Source organism: uncultured Sphingobacterium sp., from assembly GCF_964277905.1.
GTDB lineage: Bacteria > Bacteroidota > Bacteroidia > Sphingobacteriales > Sphingobacteriaceae > Sphingobacterium > Sphingobacterium siyangense.
Genome location: NZ_CAXYKD010000018.1, coordinates 1 through 21,258 on the forward strand (window position 1 = coordinate 1; position 21,258 = coordinate 21,258).

The following is a 21,258-nucleotide window of genomic DNA, read 5'->3' on the forward strand; positions in this document are numbered from 1 at the left end:
GCTTGAAATTGGTTGCACAACGTGCTAATGCGATGCAAAAAGCATGTGAGCTTCAACCTTCAACGATGGCTGCGATATTAGGACTGGAAGATGCTATAGTGGAAGATATCTGTGCTCAGGTTGATGATGTCGTGGTAGCTGCAAATTATAACTGTCCTGGGCAATTGGTTATTTCGGGATCTATTGAAGGCGTGGATAAAGCTTGTGCTTTATTGACCGAGGCTGGTGCTAAGCGCGCATTAAAATTAAACGTGGGTGGAGCATTTCACTCACCGTTGATGGAATCCGCCAAAGTGGAATTGCAAGCGGCTATAGAAGCTGTAGACATTTTGTCGCCTAGCTGTCCGATTTATCAAAATATCGATGCCAAACCACAGACAGATCCAGCGGTTATCAAGCAAAATCTTATTGCGCAATTAACTGGCGCTGTACGGTGGACGCAGACAGTACAAAATATGTTGGCCGATGGTGCAACAGCTTTTGTAGAAGTTGGTCCAGGAAATGTATTGCAGGGATTGGTTAAGAAGGTCGACCGTCAAGTTCAGACTTCCGCAGCATCAGTGACCGCGTAACAAAATATTCAGTATAAAAAAGGAATTATTTTGCAGTGCCCTCAAAAAGTGTCCAACTTTTTGAGGGCATTTTTTATGAACGAAAAATCGAAATCACATCAAGAATTACCTGTAAAAATGGATAAGACATAGGGATCTTTTTCGGAGATTACTCGGTGCTTCTTCGGTGCTTCTTCGGAGCTCGTTCGGTACTTCTTCGGTTGGAAGCGAAGAAACACCGAACGAGTTCCGATCGATATCCGTCTTTTGACCGAGAGAATGCCGAATCAACTATGAGCTTAAAAACTATTTATCCTTAAACATACTGTAATGATCTTTCATGACTTGCAGTACAAAATCATTGGGGGTCATTTTTTCCGGATGTTTTACCTCCATCACCTTTTCCAGGCGTTGTACTAAAGCCGTTAAAATTCCTACGTCTCTTCTGTCAAAAGCTGTTTGATAGATCTCTTTGACCGAATTAGCATCCTTGTCGCTCAATTTAATCACTTGTGGAAATAGGATAGGGTGATTGTCGAATGTCTCTTCGTAGATTGTGTCGCTCAATTTTAAGGTAGGTTTGAGGCTGATAACAGAAGTTTCACCAGCAATATCTCCAATGCGTTGTCCATTTTTGGATAAAACGATCGAAGTAATGGCGACACCACCCATCGTCATCCAGATATCTACGATAGATAGGCTCCATCTAGACAAGTACTGATAGAAGTTGGCCCGGGAGCCGTCAAGTTTGACGACCTTTATTTTCATGATTTTCTTGCCGACTGTCTGGCCTCCGAAAGCTGTTTCAGTAATCAAAGTATAAAAAAATGCAGGTAAGGTCAATGCCATCATAATCCCATAAAAGAGATAGGGATCTCCTGCGTTCATGTTTATGCTGTCCAAGAGAAAGAAGCAAAAGAAATAATAACAGACTATAATAAAATAATCTATTGCAAATGCGATCATTCTTGAGCCAAGACTGGCAAGATTATATTCGATTTTTACATTTTGTGCCGTATTTATCTCAAGCTTATTCATATGCAAATTAGTTGAATTTAATGTAATATAGCATATCTAGGTCATTTTAGCTCTAATTTGTGCTTTTCAATCATGGATATTTCCTATATTTGGTTATGCCAGTTAAAAAAATTAATGAGAGAAGCATCCTTTGTAGAACGAAATAAAGAAAAATGGACGTTAATTGAAAATAATTTATCAATTAATATGCAGGTTGATCCAGATGAATTGGCCTCAAATTACATTGAGCTCACAAATGATCTGGCGTACGCGCAAACCTTTTATCCTGAAAGTAAGGTAAAGGCTTATCTGAATGAACTGGCCGTAACCGTCCATCAGAAAATCTATAAAGATCAGAAAGCTTCCAATAATAAGTTTAAATCTTTTATCACCGAAGAGATACCACAAGCAATTTGGTCCATCCGTAGACCTTTGTTATACTCCTTTTTAATTTTTGTTTTGGCTTCGGTCATTGGTTTTGTGTCGTCTGTATACGATATGGATTTTATTCGGCTTATTTTAGGTGACTACTATGTCGATTCGACGATAGAAAGCATAAAAGCAGGAGATCCTGCTGCGGTATATGGAAAGGGGAGTAACTTTGGGTCAGCAATTTGGATTACGATTAATAATGTGCGGGTTGCCTTTATGGCCTTTGCTGCTGGTCTATTTTTTAGTGTAGGCACAGGTTATGTTTTGTTTAGCAATGGTATTATGCTTGGTGCATTTCACCATATGTTTTTCCAGTACGGCGTTATGGGGAAAGCCATGTCGGCGATTTGGATTCATGGCACTATTGAGATTTCGGTAATTATTGTGGCTGGAGGATGTGGGTTGGCCATCGGTAATAGCATTCTATTTCCTAAATCTTTCACACGTTTAACATCTTTTGTCCGCACAGCAAAGATTGCGATGAAAGTTCTCGTCAGCACAATTCCTTTTTTTATTATCGCTGGTACATTGGAAGGTTTTGTAACACGGTATTATAATGTGTCAGTTTGGTTATGCTTATTGATTATCGTTTTATCCTTACTGGCTATCCTTTATTTTTATGTTATTAATCCTTATCGACTAGCAAAACGATTTCAATGGAAATAGATTTTGAATTTCAAAAAGAACGGAAGATAGGGGACTTTGTCCAAAGTTTTATAGACCTTTTTAAATTGATCTATAGGCACTTTGTTTCTACTATTTTTGGGTTATCTGCTCTGCCACTGGCGGGGATTGCCTTGGTTTATTATTTTCTGTCTACAAAAATCACATTCTCTGCCAACAGTGATTCTTTTGAAGATATCGATGCTTTTACTTGGGCTGGATTACTCATTTTGGCGCTGATAGCTTTGGGGCTGTACGTTTATGGTATTTCTATCGAATATTTTGTACTGCTCAAAGAGCGCAAAAGCACAGCATTTTCGGGTGCGGAGGTGCTGAAGAATTTCAGATCAAACCTCGGGAAATACTTTATGTTTTTGATTGCCATGATATTGGCGTTAATTGTCGTCTTTATTCCCTTGGCCATCGTCGCTGCAATTTGTGCTTTTATCCCTTTCGTCGGAAGTTTTGCGATCGGTATTTTGGGGTCCATGGTTGGGATATGGTTGTTTTGCTCTTTTCTTTTTTATAGGGAAGGTTATTCGGATCTAGGGAGCTGTTTTACAGATGCCTATGTGATGCTGAGCAAAAAATTGATTCAGTATGGTATTGCCACCTATATCGTGAATTTTATTTTCCAAATGGCTGTCATGATGATTTCCATTGTGCCATTGATTATCATGGGGCTTTTGTCATTCAACTTCCTTGGAATAGATGCCGCTTTCTTTGACTCATCCTGGGGAAAACTGCTGATGACATTTGGGGGCTTATTTATCACACTATTTACCCTCTTTCTGTATATGTCCGGTGTTTTGGCCAACGGTATTATTTACGAAACGGCCAAGGATCTCAAATTTGGAGAACGTATTTATGGCATGATCGAAAAGATAGGAGGAAATGGTGAATAGACTCTTCGTTTTTTTTGGTATCGCCTTATTATCGGTTTTTTATGCTTGTGATCCAAAACCAAGGGACACGGATTCCAATAGTGATAGAATCGATTCGCTCAATGTGAGAATAGATTCTACCTTGGTGGTAGCCGATTCTGTCGCTATTGACTCGATAGCCGTAAAGGCTCCTAATGGCCAACCGGAAAAAGACGAAATTGACCTGTGGGATCCAACATTATTTGATTCGATTCCAAAATATACCGAAGAACGTTCGTTTAAAATGGATCCTTATCAGGATATCATCAAAAGATACGAGACGGACGATTTTGTTTATTCTGAAAATATCAAAGATCGGGTAGGAGCATTACAGCGAATCCTTGCGCGGCTCGCGGATTGGATTGGAAGTATTATGCCAGATAATCCCTATAAATTTCGGGAAGAGTTTGGCTATGTATTTGCCTTTTTAGCTGTTATTGCATTAGCATTTATTCTCTATAAAGTGCTCTACAACAGGAAACAATATTTTATTAAACATAGTGAAGAAGAGAGTGAACTTGACGTTTTAGCCTATGTGGAGCGAAATCTGATGAATAGCAACCTAGAACCTTATATTCAGGAGGCTATTGCCCAAAGGAATTATGCATTGGGAATCCGATACTTACAGCTATTGAATATTCAGAAACTAGCGCAATCAGATCATATAAAATGGAAGCTGAGCAAAACAAATGCTGAATTTGCAGAAGAGATTCAAAACGAGGAGCTCCGTCGTGGATTTGCTAAATGTACAAGAATATTTGATTATGTCTGGTTTGGTCAATTTCAATTAACAGAAGACAATTTTAGTCAATATCAGCAATTGTTTCACCAATATCAAAAACAGATTAAATGAAGGGATCGGTAAAATTTGGATTGATATTATTGACTGTTGTGTTAGTGCTAATAGCTCTTATCGATGCAACAAGTAAGAAACCTATTATCTGGGATCGGACTTTTGATGCAAAGGATAAAAATCCCTTTGGAGCTTATGTATTGCGTCAAGAACTGAAGCATATCATTGATCAAAAGAATACAACGATTGAGCGACCATTGTATGAGTATCTGGATAGCACAAAGAAAACAGACGCTAACTTATTTTTTTATACGTCCTATTTTTCGATGGGTGAAGCAGCGGAAGATAAGTTACTGGATTATGTAAACCGGGGTGGGAAAGCAATGATTGTAGCCGAGGATATTGATAATTACCTATTGGATTCCCTGGGTTTGAAAGCAGATAATTTCTATGGTTTTAAAAAAGGTGTAAATATAAAAAGTCAGTTGCGCGTGCGGTTGATGAACGATAACAATAAAATTCATTACAGTAAATCAGATCTTGGCGAAGTATTTAAAAAACTTCCTAAAAATGCGACTATTTTGGGATCGATCACCTATAAGGAATTTGCGCTACCGAACTTCATCGCGGTTCAATTTGGTAAAGGAACATTCTATCTTCACCTGACCCCTGATTTATTTGGGAACTATTACTTGCTGAATTCCGCCTCGCAATATGCCTATGTTGCTAAGTCGTTATCTTATCTAAATGATAAGCCGATCGCTTGGTATGATTTTAAAGCGAATATGGATCAATATCGGACTCCTTTGCGCGTATTGCTTATGAATGATGGTCTTCGGCAAGCCTGGTATGTTTTGTTAGCGGGGCTAGTTCTTTTGCTTGTGTTTAGAAGTAGACGTGAGCAGCGGGCTGTGGCGGTAGTGAGTCCGGAACCAAATCTCTCGAAGGAGTTCTGTGGAACCATCGCTACTTTATATTATGAAAATGGTGCACCAGGTAATATGGTCGCAAAAAAAATAGATTACTTCCTGCACGATCTTCGGATGCGGTTTCATTTGGACACGCTGATGTTGCGGGAAGAAGAGTTCAGTGAGGAACTGGCTGAGCGGTCTGGGGTTTCGCTCGCAGAGACACAGTCTTTAATCAGGCTGATTGTTCGTATGGAAGATGCTAAACAACATGATGTGGCTGATCTCAAATTGATTAATGATACAATAGAAGAGTTTAAACATAAAGCAAAAATGATATGAGTGACTTCGATAAATATATATCTTTTGAAAACCGAATAGATGTGTCCGTTTTATTCGATAAAATGGCGCAGGTAAAGTCGGAGGTGAAAAAAGTAATCGTTGGGCAAGATCAACTGATTGACATGCTCTTAATCTCGATCTTGGCTTCAGGGCATTCTTTGATCGAGGGCTTACCTGGGGTGGCAAAAACATTATCCGCAAAATTGATAGCCAAAACTATTCACAGTGAATTCAAGCGGATTCAGTTTACACCGGATTTAATGCCTTCGGATGTAACAGGGTCGTCGATACTCGATTTGAAAAGTAATGAATTTGAATTTCGTAGGGGACCTATTTTTGCAAATATTGTTTTAATCGATGAAATCAATCGTGCTCCGGCAAAGACACAAGCTGCACTTTTTGAAAGTATGGCGGAGCAACAAGTGTCGGTCGATGGAACGACCTATCGATTGCCAGGACCATTTGTTGTTTTTGCGACACAAAACCCCATCGAACACGAAGGTACTTATCGACTGCCGGAAGCTCAGCTCGATCGTTTCTTGTTTAAGATCAATGTGGATTATCCTGAACTTGAACAGGAACTGGAAATATTAAAGGAACACCACGCCCAAAAAGCAGCGAATAAAGAGGATCAGGTTCAGGCTGTAGTTTCGGCCGCAGAAATTTTAGAATTCCAGAAATTGATCAAATCAATCTTTGTTCACGAGGAGTTGTTAACTTACATTGCTCAAGTTATTATAAAGACACGAACTAATCCAAGTTTGACGCTTGGGGCATCACCGCGGGCTTCTATTGCTTTGTTAGAATCAGCAAAGGCTTCAGCTGCATTGACAGGCCGAGACTTTGTTACTCCTGAGGATATTCGGAGGGTAGCATCTGCCGTACTGGGCCACCGTGTCATGTTGACTCCAGAAAGAGAAATGGAAGGATTTACCACCGCTTATGTCATCGACCAAATCATTAATTCTGTAGAAATTCCAAGATAATGAAGAAATTAAGGCAGCTTTTTCTAACAAATCAATTCTTCTACTCCCTATTAGGTGTAGCAACACTCTTTACATTTTCTTTTTTCGTTAAAGGATTGTTGATTGTGGCTTGGATTGTTTTTTGGATATGGTTGGCTGTTTTGGCTTTTGATTTTATTGTCTTGTTTTCAGGAAAGGGGCGAATTGAGGTCACAAGGATATATCCTGAAAAATTATCCAATGGCGATGAAAACCCGATGCGGCTGATTGTGAATTCTTTTTACCCGTTTGGGACAAAAGTTGATATTTTGGAGGAGTTTCCGGTACAGCTTCAAATTCGGGATAAAGATTTTGCGACAAGTTTGCTGGCCTTTCAGCGCTCGGAAATTTCGTTTTCCTTGCGACCCACACAAAGGGGAGTTTATCAGTTTGGTCGTTGTATGGCTTTGGTAAAGCGTTTTGGATTTTTCAAAAGAAGGTTTGTTACCAATCAAGAACAGGAAATACCCTGTTATCCATCCTATATTCAACTCCGAAAATACCAGCTTTTGGCAACAAGTAATCGGTTGAATGAACTGGGGATAAAGCGTATTCGACGGATTGGTTCGGCTATGGAATTTGACCATGTTAGAGAGTATGTGCAGGGGGATGACTATAGACACATGAACTGGAAGGCATCTGCAAAAGTAAAGAAGCTGATGGTCAATCAGTACGAAGAAGAGAAGTCTCAGCCAATTTATTCTTTTATTGATCTAGGTCGGGCAATGCGTATGCCATTCAACGGTCTTACCTTATTGGACTACTCGATCAATGCTGCGCTGGTTCTTTCCAATGCGACCATCTTAAAGCAGGACCGTGCCGGATTATTAACCTTTTCAAAGGATATCAATGCATTTATAGCCGCTGAGAAGAGGAATAATCAAATGCACAAGATTTCGGAAGCACTATACCAGGTGTCGACCAAATTTGAGGAGTCGGAATTTGGAAGATTATATAGTTATGCCAATGCACATATTAATAAACGTTCGCTTATTTTTGTCTATACAAATTTTGAGACCTTAGATTCCTTAAGACGTCAGCTAAATTATCTGTCGATGTTGAATAGAAGCCACATTATTGTCGTTGTTGTTTTTAAAAACGTAGAAATAGAGGATTTAGCGAAGAGTACACCGAAAAAGACAATAGATATTTACAACCAGGTCATTGCTGAAAAGTTTATCTATGAGAAACAACTTATCGTACAGGAACTGATTCGTAATGGGTTTCAGACAATCTATACAGCACCGGAAAACCTGACCATTAACTCCATCAATAAATATTTGGAAATTAAGGCACGTGGCCTTATTTAATGATGGAGGTATCTTTGACCATTACTTTTGTCCAAAGATGTTGATATTTTTCGATCGCTTTTAAATGAATCGGATGTGTCTCGTACGTTGTAATATCTTTAAGGTTTTTGAAAGTGACTATCAACGTATAGTCAAAGCTGTTGTCTACGACAGGTCTCGGGTTTGTCTGCGCCGGAACTCCATAATTGAGCGTTTTGATGACGTCGATTTTTCGAAGGTCCTCAAAAAATCCAACAAAATTCTTTTTTTCTTTTTCACTGAGATCCTTTTTTAGCCAAAAATTGACAACGTGTACTATGGTGCTGGACTCGATAGCCTCATCCGATTGAACTGTATTTGCCCATGTGGGAGCAGTTACGAGCACCATGGGTGCTAGAAGAAAGTTGCGTCTTTTCATGATTGAAACGGTTTAGAAGCTTTAAGATACAAAACCTTCGTGAATTCACCAATAGCAATGACGCTTATCGTGAGAGAAGGGTTTTTGTGGTTAATGAAAAATAGACGTTTTCAGCAAACAAAAAGGGAGACGTTATGCCTCCCTTTTATATTTTGATAGATGTTGAATGCTATATCCCAAACTCTTCCTTCACTTTATCGATATAATCCAGTTTTTCCCAAGTAAAAAGTTCAACCTCAATTTGCTTTTTCTCGCCAGTTGAGCTTTCGAATTCCTTGGTTACTTTTCTTGGTGTTCTTCCCATGTGTCCATAGGCAGCCGTTTCTGAATAAATTGGATTTCTCAGACCCAGACGCGTTTCAATTCCGTAGGGAGTCATGTCAAACAAATGAGCAATTTTTTCAGCAATCTGACCATCGGTCAAATTTACTTTGCTCGTTCCATAGGTATTTACATAGATTCCCATAGGATCTTTTACACCAATTGCATAGGAAATCTGTACGAGAATTTCATCTGCAACACCTGCTGCCACTAAGTTTTTGGCAATATGGCGCGTTGCGTATGCAGCTGAACGGTCTACCTTAGATGGATCTTTTCCTGAGAAAGCCCCTCCACCATGTGCACCTCGGCCGCCGTAGGTATCGACAATGATCTTGCGACCGGTAAGTCCTGTATCTCCGTGAGGTCCACCGATAACAAATTTTCCAGTTGGATTGATATGAAACTTAATTTCATCGTTAAATAACAACTGAAGTTCTGGTTTCAATTGTGCTTTAACACGAGGAATTAAAATCGTTTTGATGTCATGTGTAATTTTATCCAACATAACTTGTTCCGTATCGAAGTCGTCATGTTGTGTGGAGATTACGATTGCTTCGATTCTTTTTGGTTTGTGATCGTCGCTATACTCAAGGGTAACCTGAGATTTTGCGTCCGGGCGCAAATACTTGATTTCGTTATTTTCGCGACGTAGCTCGGCCAATTCATAAAGTAAGCGATGCGATAGGTCCAATGCCAGAGGCATAAAATTTTCAGTTTCGTTGTTTGCATAACCGAACATGATACCTTGGTCGCCCGCACCCTGTTCTTGCCTTGTCTTGCGGTCTACGCCCTGGTTAATATCAGCAGACTGCTCGTGAATCGCCGAAAGAACGCCACAGGAGTTTGCCTCGAACATGTATTCAGATTTGGTGTAGCCAATCTTTTGGATCACCGAACGGGCTATTTTCTGAACATCGAGGTATATGTTTGATTTAACTTCCCCGGCAAGGACAACCTGTCCTGTGGTTACTAGTGTTTCAATAGCGACGCGAGAATCCTCGTCCCATGCTAAAAAATTGTCTATTAATGCATCTGAAATTTGATCCGCAATTTTGTCTGGATGCCCTTCAGAAACAGATTCTGACGTAAATAAATAAGCCATGCTTTACGTAATTTTTAATATTGGATTTGCGCTAGAATGAAATAACAGCAAAGTGATAAGAGCCGTGATAGCGAAGGGTTTTTAGCACTTTTTTACTGTGGTTGCAATCTCCTTGTCGTTGCCTTGTAACGCAACAGCACGCAAATCAGTCCACATTCTATTTTTTGTGCGACAAAGCTACAATACTTTAAGGATTATTTAAAATCAAATTTATATTTTAACTTTTAAAAGCATAGGAAAGTGCGTTAATCAGTATAAAGATTACATTATTTTAAGAAATTGGTAATTTCCGCTATCTTTGGATATGTCAGAACGTAAACAAATACTGTTTGTTATTAATCCTATTTCAGGGGGAAAAAATAAAACTTCCTTTAAAAAACAAGTGCTGGATGTGCTTGATCTGCAGAAGTTTGATCCTACTTTTCAGCAGACCGCGAGACCGAACCATGCTTACGAAATTGGGCTGAAAGCGGTCAAAGAAGGCTATGATGCAGTTATCGCGGTCGGTGGTGATGGGACGATCAATGAACTGGGCTCCGCTTTGGTAGGATCTGGAATTCCATTGGGGATTATTCCTGAAGGCTCTGGTAACGGTCTGGCGCTTTACTTGGGGGTTCCAATGAATGAAGCTGCTGCTATCCGTCGGATTAATCGTTTTGAATCGATAGAGGTGGATTGTGGTGTAATTAATGATAGACGATTTTTTAATATCGCGGGTTTAGGTTTTGATGCCTCTGTAAGTGAAAATTTTGCCAATGAAAATATTCGTGGACCTTTGGGCTACATGAAGTCCGTTTTTAATGTGCTCAGTAAATACCAACCTGCCCATTATAAATTAACGATTGATGGAAAGGTTTACGAAAGGCAAGCGTTTATGATCAGTGTAGCGAACTCTCCCCAATATGGAAATAATGCCTATATCGCACCACAGGCTTCGGTTAACGATGGCATTTTGGATGTCTGTATCGTGCACAAATTTCCGCTTTACATTTTGCCAAAGATGATTTTCCATCTTTTTAATAAATCTGCAGATCAATCCAGTTATGTCGAGATTATTCCTGGAAAGAACATACAGATCGAGATTGATAAGGTGTCACCGGTTCATGTAGATGGGGAGCCGATCGAACTTGGCGATAAATTGGATATTTCTATTATGCCAAAAGCGTTAAAGATAATTTGTTAAGATCATGAGTAAAAATAAGAAACAGTCCTATGAGGGCGTTGTATATTCAACAGATGACAGCTTCAGCTATCAGCTGGCTGATTTTTTTCAGGAAGCAGATACGTTACCTGTAAATCAGCAAAACTTAAAAGTGCAGCTTGACCGAAAAATGCGGAAGGGGAAAGTTGTTACGTTGGTTACGGGGTTTGTTGGAAAAGCGGAAGACTTGGAGAATTTAGGTAAATTGTTGAAAACGAAGTGCGGAGTGGGGGGGACAGTGAAGGATGGGGAGATCATCATTCAGGGAGAGTTTAAACAAAAGATCTATGATTTGTTACTTAAAGAGGGGTATCGCGTAAAATTAGTTGGTGGTTAAACAAGTATATCAGGGATAATCGTGGTAAATCTAATGGATTGTTTATTAGGCAAGTATGCTTTGAGTGTAGGATGTTTGATTCTTTATAAACATGAGTAATCACTTACTTTTTGTCGTTTAAAATCCTTGATTTTTTTGCATATCAAAAAAAAAATGGCTTTCATTGTAAAATAATTATTGCGAATAAGCGATTTAGCATAGAGTAATAATGATTATATAACGGGAACTGCTGAGAAAAATAACACTGATTAATGGTGTGTTCAGTTTGAAAAAACAAATTTGATTTTTTTTATATATTTGAGATGAATATTTTAAATTTGACATTAAATATTAAATTTGCTTTGCAAAATTGGTTTCAAAAGCGAATAAGAGTGCATATAATTTAAACAACATTATATATTTAAACAACAGTAAAAAACTAAAAATTAGAAAAATGGCAAACGCACCTAAAACTGCTGCAAAACAAGAGAGCAACAACGGAGGATCTTTCTTTGCTCAAGCTGCAATCATCATCTGTTTCATCGTGGGTTTCTGTGTATGGAAATTTGTGATGGGCAATCCAACTAACTTCGTTGACAACAATCCTGAAAATGCTCCAAATCCAGGTAACTACTTAGGAATGGTTTACCATGCTGGGGCTATCGTACCTGTTTTGCTTGGTTTATTCTTGATGGTATGGGTTTTCTCAGTAGAACGTTTTATCGTTATTAACAAAGCTTCTGGTAATGGTAACGTAGGAAACTTCGTTCGTAAAATTCAAACATTGATTAATGGTGGAAACATCGATTCAGCTATCGCTGAGTGTGACAAACAAAAAGGTTCAGTAGCAAATGTTGTAAAAGCTGGTTTATTGAAATACAAATCAGTATCTGCAGATCCTGAAGTAAACACTGAAAAAGCTGCTATTGCAATTCAAAAAGAAATCGAAGAAACTACAGCATTAGAAATGCCAATGTTAGAGAAAAACTTAAACGTTATCGCTACATTAGTTTCTATCGGTACATTATGTGGTCTATTGGGTACGGTAACAGGTATGATCAAAGCCTTCTCGGCATTGGCAACAGGTGGTGCTCCAGATTCAGCTAAATTGGCAAACGGTATCTCTGAGGCCTTGATCAATACAGCAACTGGTATCGCGACTTCAACATTCGCTATCGTATTGTATAACATCTTTACTGCAAAAATCGATAAATTAACTTACTCTATCGACGAAGCTGGTTTCTCAATCGTACAAACATACGCTGCAAACCACAAATAAGAACTATGATGAAAGTTTTTGATTTTATTTTATGGAAATCAAAAATCAAAAGCATCATAGGATAGAAGATTGAGTTTTTAATTTAAAAAGAAGAATTTAAAATGGGTAAAGCAAAAGTAAAAAGAGCCAGTACGTCGATCGACATGACAGCGATGTGTGACGTATCGTTCTTACTGCTTACGTTCTTCGTCTTAACGGCGACTGCGCGCCAACCGGAAGCATTGACGGTGGATACCCCAGCATCGACTACAAAAGATAAGTTACCTGATTCAAATGTGGGTATGATCACAATAGGCGATCAAGGTAAAGTTTTCTTCGGTACGACTGATCAACAGGTTCGCGTAAAAGCACTAGAAAGAATGTCAGCAAAATATGGCGTTGGCTTTTCACAAGAAGATTATGATCGTTTCAAATTGATGGAAAACTTTGGTGTACCAATGTCTAAATTGAAAGGATTGTTGGCCTTGGATGGTAGTAAGCGTACAGAAAAAGGTCTGCAAACTGGTATCCCGGTTGATAGTACAGAGAATACTTCAAATGAGTTGTATTACTGGGTTCAAAATGCCCGTCTTGCAGCTGAGGAAGTAAATAAGGAAAAGGAAGCATCTGATAAAAACTTCGTGCATCCAGGACCTTTAAAGATGGCTATCAAAGCAGATGCGAATGAAAAATATCCTTCGGTTAATTTAGTTATTGAAACGTTGCGCAATCAAAAGCAAAACAAATTTAGTTTCATAACAGGCATGCGTGCTGAGGAGAAATAATTGACGATTTAATAAGAACAAACAATGGCAGAATTAAATCAGGATAGTGGTAAAAAAGGCAAAGGCGGGAAAGTAAGATCCAAGAAGAATGGCGGTAAGGTCGACCTTACAGCGATGGTGGATTTGGCGTTCTTGTTGATTACCTTCTTCATGTTGACCACATCCTTAAATAAACCGCAAGCGATGGATGTGGCTATGCCAGACAAAAATAAAATTAAGGAGCAACAAAGCGATGAATTGCTTACAGCAGATAATCGCTCCCTGACAATTTTATTGGGTTCTGACAATAAAGTCTCTTGGGTATATGGTCAAGTTGCTCGTCCGATCGAAGGTCCTACTGTTGCTGGTTACGGTGCAGATGGGATTCGTAAGGTTTTGATGGAGAAAAAGGCATATGTACCTCGCGTTTCAGGCGGTAAAGACATGATCGTAATCATAAGACCGAGTGATAAATGTACACAACGTAATCTTGTTGACATTCTTGACGAGATGAAAATTGTAGACGTCAAACGCTATATGATCGGAAAGATTACTCCAGAGGAAGTGGACGTGTTAAAACGTGACAATATCTATAATGATTAGTTATTAGATTGACACAAAAAACTAAAATAAGATGATAGGGTCAAAATTAGATATTTTTAAGAAAGAATGGCTTGACGTCGTTTTTCAAGGCCGCAATAAGGAGTACGGAGCTTATGAGCTTCGTAAGCTAGCGCCTAAAGCGACTAACAGGGGACTTTTTGTCGTTATCGGCATTGTAGTCATAGCCAGTTTCCTTAGTGTTTATGGAAGTAAGCTGTTCCCGAAGAAAGCCGTTGAGGCTCCTCCTGCAGTAACTGAAGTTACTTTGGAAGACCTTGAAGAAATCAAACCACCAGAGCCTGAAGAAGAGGAGCCGCTTCCACAAGAACCGGAAGAAAAACCTCAACAAGTGGCTATGGATGTACCGAAAGAAGATTTGGTTCGTTTCCCTGAACCTAAAGTAGCTCCTGCAAACAAAGTTGTGGAAGAAGTTGCTTCTCAGGAAGAGTTGAAAGATCCAAATAAAACGCCAGCGCGTATTACTTTGAAAGGTAGCCCGACTGGTACTTCTGTTGCACGTGGTGAATTTGGTTCGAAAAAACAAGATGGCGCGATCACTGGTGCTGCAAAAGGCGATCCAAATGGTAATGGAGATGAAATTCTTCCATTTAATGCCATCGAGGTTCAGCCAATGCCTGTAGGCGGTATGCAAGCATTTATGTCTTGGGTAGGTTCAAACTACGAGTATCCAGCTGCGGCAACTGAAAATGGTGTAAATGGTGTCGTTGAGGTATCTTTCGTTGTAGAAAAAGATGGTAGCTTAACAGACATCAATATCAAACGCGATTTGAAATATGGTACTGGTGATGCAGCCGTAAGGTTGCTTAAGAAAGCGAAGAAATGGAAACCTGGTATTCAAAATGGTCGTCCAGTTCGTGTAGCGTACACTTTACCAATTCGATTGAACCTTCAAAATTAGAATGACAAATTTTAATTCGAATAATAGTTCAAATTATAGACAGAAATCGCCTCTGAAGCGGTTTCTGTCTATTTTGGGACTATTTATGTTTGGCTTTTATTTTGTTTTGGGCCTTTTGATTATATTCTGGGACAATTTTCCCATTGAGATTAATCCAACCTACAAAACAATCTTTGGTGTCGTATTGATCCTGTATTCTTTTATGCGGTTTGTGCGGCTTTGGCAAAATAATTTTTAATTAACTGCCCTCTTCTTTTTGGCTACAACCAATTCTCTCTTCAAAAATTAAACTATTTTTTAATTAAACTGTCTTATTTTATGATGTATCATATGAGAAAATATAAAATGGTTCTTGTGATGCTTGGCATCTGTGTGGGCATTTTTGTTTCCTGCAAAAATAAAACAAAGCAAGCGAAAGAGGGCGATGATATTTTAACAGGTAAGCTGCCCGTTATTGTGGATCAAACTTTGTTGCCTATTATCCAAGAATCTGCGGATGTGTTTGAGAGCTCTTATCCAAATTCGAGTTTGGAGCTTATCGCTCGTCCTGAAATTAAAGCGGTGAATGCATTGCTAGGCGATTCGGCCTATGTGGTTGTTTTGACGCGCAAGCTGACAAATGAGGAAGATAGCTACTTTAAAAAGCGAGGGATTCAACCTAAAATATTCCAAATGGCGTCGGATGCCGTTGTATTGATCAATAATCGTAACAGTGCTGATACTATAATGCATCAAAAAGACGTTAAGTCTTTGTTGGAAGGTAACTTAGCAGGACAACGACTGATCTTTGACAACGCCAATTCAAGCACACTGCGCTATTTGAAAGATTATTTTAAATTGAACAAAATCGATCCGAAAGGTGTTTCTGCTTTGAAAGATAGTGAGGATGTGATGAAATATGTGAGCGAGAATGCGAATACAGTAGGCGTTATTGGTTATAATTGGTATTTAAAAGCTGTAGAAAAAAATTCGAATTTATTGGATAAAATTCGTACATTGAGCATCGAAAGTGTTGGTAAGGAGGGCGAAAAGGTCAGTTTTTATAGACCATCCCAATCGACTATCGCCGACGGCTTATATCCTTTTGTAAGACCTGTCTACATTATGAACTATCAGCCGAATGTGGGCTTGGGTTTAGGCTTCAGTGCCTTTTTGACAGGAGATCGTGGACAGCGTATTGTATTGAAAGCTGGATTGGTTCCTGCTACAATGCCTGGACGTGAGATCATTATTAGAGATGAAAGTTATATTAAATAGATAATAAATAGTACAAAAATAGATTATGACAAACAGTAAATTATTATTTAGTCTTTTATTGGCGGGATCTGTGGGCACCGTAAGTGCACAAAGTTTGAAAGATGCTAGAGCAGCCATCGAGGCTGAAAATTATGGTAAAGCGAAAACTATCCTTCAACAGTTAGTGACTAAGCAACCTAAGAATGGAGATAATTATTTCTATTTGGGTCAAATTTATTTGGTAAACGACAGAGCGGATTCTGCCGCTGCGATTTTCAACCAAGGTTTGGCTGCTGATCCAAAGGCTACAATCAACAATGTAGGTTTGGGCTATGTTGACTTAATGAAAAAGGATAAAGCGAGCGCTGAATCTAAATTCGCTTTGGCAACCGCAAAATTAGGTAAGAAAGATTACGAGCCATTATTGGAAATCGGTCGTGCATATATAAAAACGCCTGAGCCCGATTATGCGAAAGCTTTGGAATACCTAACGCAAGCGAAAGAAAAAAACAAAAAAGATGTTGCAATTCCTATCGCATTAGGTGATGCATACCGTGGTTTAAAAGAAGGTTCATTGGCTTATACAAGCTATGGTGAAGCGACTGATATCGATCCAAATTCAGTACAAGCGAAAGTTGGACAGGCTGTAATCGTACGTGGTGCGCAAGCATTTGATGAGGCTATCACACAATTGGAAGCTATTGCGGCGGAAACTCCGGCTTACGCACCGACTTACCGTGAATTGGCTGAAACATACAACCAGTGGTCTAGATTACCGGGTACTTCTGACGAGAAATATGTCGAGTTAAATAAAAAAGGTGTTGAACAATACAAAAAATACCTGGAAGTTGCGGGTGATAATTCATTGGAAGCTAAAATCCGTTACGCCGATTTCTTGGTTTACGCACGTCAATATGACGATTTGAAGGTAGTTTCTGAGGAATTAGCTAAAAACCCTTCCGTAGATCCAAAAATCTATCGTTATTTGGGTTATATCGCCTTCCAAAAAGCTAAAGATTATCCGAAAGCATTGGAGTACTTAAACCAGATGTTTAGCAAAATGGAAAAAGATCGTGTAATTCCATTGGATTATATGTATCTAGGTATGTCTGAGATTGCGGCAAATAGCCCTAAGCCAGCGGCTGATGGCACGGCTGGCGTGTTGACAGCAGAGAATACAGCGAATATTCAAAAGGGCATTGCCGATATTAAGAAAGCAATTGATTTAGACAAAGAATTGTTGGGAGAAACAGCTGAGTTAGCATTTGCGAAATACCAAGAGCAAGAATTGCAGACAGCAGCCTCTTTATTTGAATTGGTGGCTTCTTACAAAGATAATAAGACGTATTTGTTTGATGCAAACTACTATGCAGGTGAAGCATATTATCAAATAGGTGCTAAAGAAGATGCTGGTAGCAAGAATGAGGAACAAGTGGTCGTTAATCAAGAACTGAGAGACAAAGCAATTGCCGATTTGCAAAAAGCACAGACTTTCTTATCTGTTATTGAAAGTACAGATAATAAAGAAGCACAAGATAAATATTTGATCAATGCGCTTTATTACAAAGCTTTTGCAGCATTGACGGCAGATAATTTGGAACAACCAAAAGGTGATTTCGTAGTACCATTCCAAAAATTAATTGAAGCTATCAATCAACGTGGAGCACAAGAGAAGAATAAGAATTATTTGATTGATGCAAACACGTATATCGGTCTTTACTATTATGTGAAGCAAGATCTTCCTAAAGCGAAGGAAAGCTTCCAAAAAGTATTGGCAATTGATCCAACGAATGAAGCTGTTCAAGGGTACCTAGGTGCACTGAAATAAGCTTAAGTAAAATCATTCTAAATTAGGCGTAGATAGTAATATCTACGCCTTTTTTGTTTTGTTTTTTACCGTGGAATCTCTATATTTAGAGACAGTTACCAATATAAATTTTAATTGAGATGGAGCAAGCCAATAGTATGCCGATGGACTACTTGCCTATATTTATACAGCTTCTTGTTGCTGTTGGATTTGGAGTAGGTACCATAATTATTACACATCTTATCGGACCAAAAGTCCGCACAGAAAACAAGCTTGGAGCTTTTGAGTCGGGAATTGAAGTTGTCGGAAATGCCAGGCAGCCTTTCTCCATAAAATATTTTTTGGTCGCTATCCTGTTTGTCATATTTGATGTTGAAGTTATTTTCATGTATCCTTGGGCAGTCAACTTCCGGGAAATGGGACTACAGGGCTTGATCGAGATGTTTATTTTCATGGGACTGCTCTTGTTGGGCTTTATCTATGTGATCAAGAAAAAAGCATTGAGTTGGGATTAGATATTCCCGTGATGGTTGGCTCTTTGGGGTCAATGATACTTAAACCTTTATAAAATCGACTTTTCATGAGTGATATAAAATTGGCAGAAGCTCCTCCGGGAGTAGAAGGCGCAGGTTTTTTTGCGACAAGTTTGGACAAAGCCATTGGCTTGGCCCGAGCCAACTCGTTATGGCCTTTGCCTTTCGCCACATCCTGCTGTGGTATCGAGTTTATGGCAACGATGGGCTCTACTTACGATTTGGCTAGATTCGGTGCCGAACGCCCGAGCTTTTCGCCACGTCAGGCAGATATGCTATTGGTGATGGGTACCATTGCTAAGAAAATGGCCCCGGTGTTAAAGCAGGTGTATGTGCAAATGGCTGAGCCGCGCTGGGTAATTGCTGTAGGGGCCTGTGCTTCTAGTGGTGGTATTTTCGATACGTATTCTGTCTTACAAGGAATAGATGAAATCATACCGGTTGATGTGTACGTGCCTGGTTGTCCTCCCCGTCCAGAAGCAATTTTGGATGGTGTGTTGCGTCTACAGGATATTGTAAAGAATGAATCATTGAACCGGAGAAATACACCCGAATACAAAGCGCTGCTTGAGAAGTACGGAATACATACAAATAAATAGATGATGGAAAACAGTTTTTTATTGGATAAACTCCAAGGAAATTTTCCGGCAAAGATTAACGAAATTCAAGATGCGCACAATGTATTGACGATTGTCGTGGATACGGAAGATGTGATTGATGTACTTCGTTTCTTGAAATCGAATAAGGAGTTGCAGTTTATTCATCTGACCGATATTACGGCGGTACATTATCCGCATTTAGAAAAGGAGTTTGCTGTGGTTTATCATATTCATAGTCTCGTTCATAATATCCGAATCCGAGTGAAGGTCTTTTTGTATGGGCCGAATCCTGAGATTCCAACAGCAACCGTCGTTTGGAAAGGCGCGAACTGGATGGAGCGTGAGACTTTTGATTTTTTTGGCGTCAATTTTATAGGGCATCCCGATTTGAGAAGGATTTTGAATGTAGATGATATGGAGGTGTTTCCAATGCGTAAGGAATATCCCTTAGAGGATCCAAATCGCGTAGATAAGAAAGATTTGTATTTCGGCCGTTAATTTATACGATATGAGCGAATTTATAAGCAAGATAACATCTAATCAGCCTGTCTTCGAAGACAACGATCCGCAAGACGAGTTGATTACCCTAAATATTGGTCCCACGCATCCCGCTACGCATGGTGTATTTCAGAACGTGGTACAAATCGATGGCGAACGTATTGTGAGTGGTGTGTCCACGATCGGTTATATTCACCGCGCATTTGAAAAAATTGCTGAACATCGACCTTTTTATCAAATAACGCCTTTGACTGATCGTCTAAATTATTGCTCGTCTCCAATCAATAATATGGGCTGGCATATGACCGTTGAAAAACTACTTAAAATAGAGATTCCTAAGCGGGTGCAATATATGCGTGTTATCGTCATGGAGCTTGCCCGTATTGCGGATCATATTATTTGTAATGGTATTTTGGGGGTAGATACGGGTGCTTTTTCCGGCTTTTTGTATGTGATGCAGGAACGCGAGTTTATCTATGAAATCTTTGAAGAAATCTGTGGCGCTCGTCTGACAACGAACATTGGTCGTATTGGAGGCTTCGAGCGTGATTTCAATGCTATAGCCTTTGAGAAAATACGTGAATTTCTGAAACGCTATCCTCCGGTATTGCAAGAGTTTGAAGAGTTGTTTGTTCGTAACCGCATTTTTATAGAACGAACGTCGGGTGTTGCTGCTGTAACAGCAGAAGATGCCCTGGATTATGGGTGGTCTGGTCCTATTTTACGGGCGACAGGTGTAGATTACGATGTGCGTGTACAGAATCCTTATTGCTCGTATGAAGAATTTGATTTCGATGTGCCTGTTGGCACGACAGGTGATGTATACGATCGTTTCATGGTTCGGAACGCCGAAATGTGGCAATCACTTCGGATTATTGAACAGGCATTAGCGAAAATTGAGAAAGAACCTAAAGGCGTCTTCCATGCGGAGGTTCCTGATTTCTATTTACCTCCGAAAGAACAGGTGTATACCAATATGGAAGCTCTAATTTACCACTTTAAAATCGTCATGGGTGAGGTGGATACACCTAAAGCCGAAGTTTATCATGCGGTCGAAGGGGCAAATGGTGAACTTGGTTTTTATTTGATTCATGATGGTGGACGGTCACCTTATCGTCTGCATTTCAGGAGACCTTCTTTTGTCAATTATCAGATGTTTGCACCAATGAGTGCAGGAATGCTGATTTCAGATGCTATTATAAATATGAGTAGTCTTAACGTTATAGCTGGAGAATTAGATGCTTAGTGTAAAACAACATAATGAAAATGTAACGTTTTCTCCAGAATTGTTAGCCAAGTTTGGAGAAGTGGTAAGCCGTTACCCTGAAGGAAAGCAGAAATCGGGCTTATTGCCCATTTTACATTTGGTTCAGGCGGAATACGGCTGGGTCAGTGCAGATGCGATGGATAAGGTTGCTGTTTACCTGAATATATTACCGATTGAGGTATATGAGGTGGCAACCTTCTATACCATGTTCCTGTTGCAACCCAAAGGAAAATACGTGCTGGAGATTTGCCGTACCGGGCCTTGTTGTTTGGTCGGTGCAGAGCGTATTATGGGGCATTTAGAGCAAAAGCTCGGTGTAAAGGAGGGGCAGGTCACAAGCGATGGGCTTTTCTCTTGGCGTGGTGTAGAATGTTTGGCTGCCTGTGGTTTTGGACCAGTCTTACAGATCGGTCCTGAATATACATTCTATGAGAATCTGACAGAAGATAAAGTCGACGAATTGATTGATAATTTAAAAGCTAAAACAGAATAAT

Annotated in this window: 23 protein-coding genes; 20 read left to right on the top strand and 3 right to left on the bottom strand. The window is 39.5% G+C overall.

What is annotated here, in order from left to right:
* Positions 1-572: ACP S-malonyltransferase (locus ACHWSC_RS08240; RefSeq protein WP_394676430.1), on the top strand; the 572-nt coding region annotated here is incomplete at its 5' end.
* 285 nt (positions 573-857) lie between these two features.
* Here ACHWSC_RS08240 and ACHWSC_RS08245 read toward each other — a convergent pair.
* A complete protein-coding gene (locus tag ACHWSC_RS08245; protein ID WP_394676431.1) occupies positions 858-1,589 on the bottom strand; it encodes an RDD family protein in 732 nt (243 codons plus the stop codon).
* 114 nt (positions 1,590-1,703) lie between these two features.
* On the opposite strand from ACHWSC_RS08245, the gene ACHWSC_RS08250 reads away from it, so the two are divergent.
* From ACHWSC_RS08250 to ACHWSC_RS08275, 6 genes are read left to right on the top strand one after another with little or no spacing between them, the layout of a single operon-like run.
* Positions 1,704-2,666 carry a stage II sporulation protein M gene (locus ACHWSC_RS08250; protein ID WP_145328835.1) on the top strand — a complete coding sequence of 321 codons (963 nt, stop codon included), beginning with the start codon at positions 1,704-1,706 and terminating at the stop codon, positions 2,664-2,666.
* A complete protein-coding gene (locus ACHWSC_RS08255; protein ID WP_088163327.1) occupies positions 2,657-3,568 on the top strand; it encodes an ABC transporter permease in 912 nt (303 codons plus the stop codon). The genes ACHWSC_RS08250 and ACHWSC_RS08255 overlap by 10 nt, the downstream gene beginning before the upstream one ends.
* Complete coding sequence (locus tag ACHWSC_RS08260; protein WP_394676432.1) at positions 3,558-4,439, top strand: DUF4129 domain-containing protein; 882 nt, start codon at positions 3,558-3,560, stop codon at positions 4,437-4,439. Before ACHWSC_RS08255 ends, ACHWSC_RS08260 begins: the two co-directional genes overlap by 11 nt.
* Complete coding sequence (locus tag ACHWSC_RS08265) at positions 4,436-5,629, top strand: DUF4350 domain-containing protein (RefSeq protein ID WP_394676433.1); 1,194 nt, start codon at positions 4,436-4,438, stop codon at positions 5,627-5,629. The genes ACHWSC_RS08260 and ACHWSC_RS08265 overlap by 4 nt, the downstream gene beginning before the upstream one ends.
* Complete coding sequence (locus tag ACHWSC_RS08270; protein WP_394676434.1) at positions 5,626-6,615, top strand: AAA family ATPase; 990 nt, start codon at positions 5,626-5,628, stop codon at positions 6,613-6,615. The genes ACHWSC_RS08265 and ACHWSC_RS08270 overlap by 4 nt, the downstream gene beginning before the upstream one ends.
* Complete coding sequence (locus tag ACHWSC_RS08275) at positions 6,615-7,943, top strand: DUF58 domain-containing protein (RefSeq protein WP_394676435.1); 1,329 nt, start codon at positions 6,615-6,617, stop codon at positions 7,941-7,943. Before ACHWSC_RS08270 ends, ACHWSC_RS08275 begins: the two co-directional genes overlap by 1 nt.
* On the opposite strand, the gene ACHWSC_RS08280 is transcribed toward ACHWSC_RS08275, so the two are convergent.
* Complete coding sequence (locus ACHWSC_RS08280) at positions 7,936-8,340, bottom strand: Dabb family protein (RefSeq protein ID WP_198386003.1); 405 nt, start codon at positions 8,338-8,340, stop codon at positions 7,936-7,938. The genes ACHWSC_RS08275 and ACHWSC_RS08280 overlap by 8 nt on opposite strands.
* Positions 8,341-8,509: 169 nt before the next feature.
* The gene (gene metK, locus ACHWSC_RS08285) at positions 8,510-9,763 is read right to left on the bottom strand and encodes a methionine adenosyltransferase (protein WP_182982394.1); all 1,254 of its coding nucleotides are present in this window, start codon (positions 9,761-9,763) and stop codon (positions 8,510-8,512) included.
* Between the two features lie 304 nt (positions 9,764-10,067).
* Here metK and ACHWSC_RS08290 point away from each other — a divergent pair, with 304 nt between their 5' ends.
* The 13 genes from ACHWSC_RS08290 to nuoE all read left to right on the top strand — a co-directional run bounded on the left by ACHWSC_RS08290 (position 10,068) and on the right by nuoE (position 21,257).
* Complete coding sequence (locus tag ACHWSC_RS08290) at positions 10,068-10,946, top strand: diacylglycerol kinase family protein (RefSeq protein ID WP_075990318.1); 879 nt, start codon at positions 10,068-10,070, stop codon at positions 10,944-10,946.
* A 4-nt stretch (positions 10,947-10,950) separates the two neighbouring features.
* Positions 10,951-11,301 (top strand): translation initiation factor, encoded by a 351-nt coding sequence (locus ACHWSC_RS08295; protein ID WP_286897841.1) that lies wholly within the window; start codon positions 10,951-10,953, stop codon positions 11,299-11,301.
* A gap of 433 nt (positions 11,302-11,734) precedes the next feature.
* Complete coding sequence (locus ACHWSC_RS08300) at positions 11,735-12,559, top strand: MotA/TolQ/ExbB proton channel family protein (protein WP_075990316.1); 825 nt, start codon at positions 11,735-11,737, stop codon at positions 12,557-12,559.
* A gap of 101 nt (positions 12,560-12,660) precedes the next feature.
* Positions 12,661-13,323, top strand: a complete 663-nt coding sequence (locus ACHWSC_RS08305) for a biopolymer transporter ExbD (RefSeq protein ID WP_075990315.1) — start codon at positions 12,661-12,663, stop codon at positions 13,321-13,323.
* Positions 13,324-13,347: 24 nt separating this feature from the next.
* Positions 13,348-13,905, top strand: coding sequence for a biopolymer transporter ExbD (locus tag ACHWSC_RS08310; RefSeq protein ID WP_075990314.1), 558 nt, complete (start codon positions 13,348-13,350; stop codon positions 13,903-13,905).
* Between the two features lie 31 nt (positions 13,906-13,936).
* Complete coding sequence (locus tag ACHWSC_RS08315) at positions 13,937-14,824, top strand: energy transducer TonB (RefSeq protein ID WP_394676436.1); 888 nt, start codon at positions 13,937-13,939, stop codon at positions 14,822-14,824.
* A 330-nt stretch (positions 14,825-15,154) separates the two neighbouring features.
* Complete coding sequence (locus ACHWSC_RS08320; RefSeq protein WP_394676437.1) at positions 15,155-16,081, top strand: PstS family phosphate ABC transporter substrate-binding protein; 927 nt, start codon at positions 15,155-15,157, stop codon at positions 16,079-16,081.
* Positions 16,082-16,106: 25 nt separating this feature from the next.
* Positions 16,107-17,888 carry a tetratricopeptide repeat protein gene (locus ACHWSC_RS08325; protein WP_394676438.1) on the top strand — a complete coding sequence of 594 codons (1,782 nt, stop codon included), beginning with the start codon at positions 16,107-16,109 and terminating at the stop codon, positions 17,886-17,888.
* A gap of 119 nt (positions 17,889-18,007) precedes the next feature.
* Positions 18,008-18,382 carry an NADH-quinone oxidoreductase subunit A gene (locus tag ACHWSC_RS08330; RefSeq protein WP_394676439.1) on the top strand — a complete coding sequence of 125 codons (375 nt, stop codon included), beginning with the start codon at positions 18,008-18,010 and terminating at the stop codon, positions 18,380-18,382.
* Between the two features lie 65 nt (positions 18,383-18,447).
* The gene (locus ACHWSC_RS08335) at positions 18,448-18,999 is read left to right on the top strand and encodes an NADH-quinone oxidoreductase subunit B (RefSeq protein WP_075990308.1); all 552 of its coding nucleotides are present in this window, start codon (positions 18,448-18,450) and stop codon (positions 18,997-18,999) included.
* Entirely contained in the window at positions 19,000-19,497 is a 498-nt protein-coding gene (locus ACHWSC_RS08340) for an NADH-quinone oxidoreductase subunit C (RefSeq protein WP_394676440.1), read from the top strand.
* A gap of 10 nt (positions 19,498-19,507) precedes the next feature.
* On the top strand, positions 19,508-20,743 hold the full coding sequence (locus ACHWSC_RS08345) for an NADH-quinone oxidoreductase subunit D (protein WP_075990306.1): 1,236 nt from the start codon (positions 19,508-19,510) through the stop codon (positions 20,741-20,743).
* On the top strand, positions 20,736-21,257 hold the full coding sequence (gene nuoE, locus ACHWSC_RS08350; RefSeq protein ID WP_075990305.1) for an NAD(P)H-dependent oxidoreductase subunit E: 522 nt from the start codon (positions 20,736-20,738) through the stop codon (positions 21,255-21,257). The genes ACHWSC_RS08345 and nuoE overlap by 8 nt, the downstream gene beginning before the upstream one ends.
* Position 21,258: the final 1 nt, after the last annotated feature.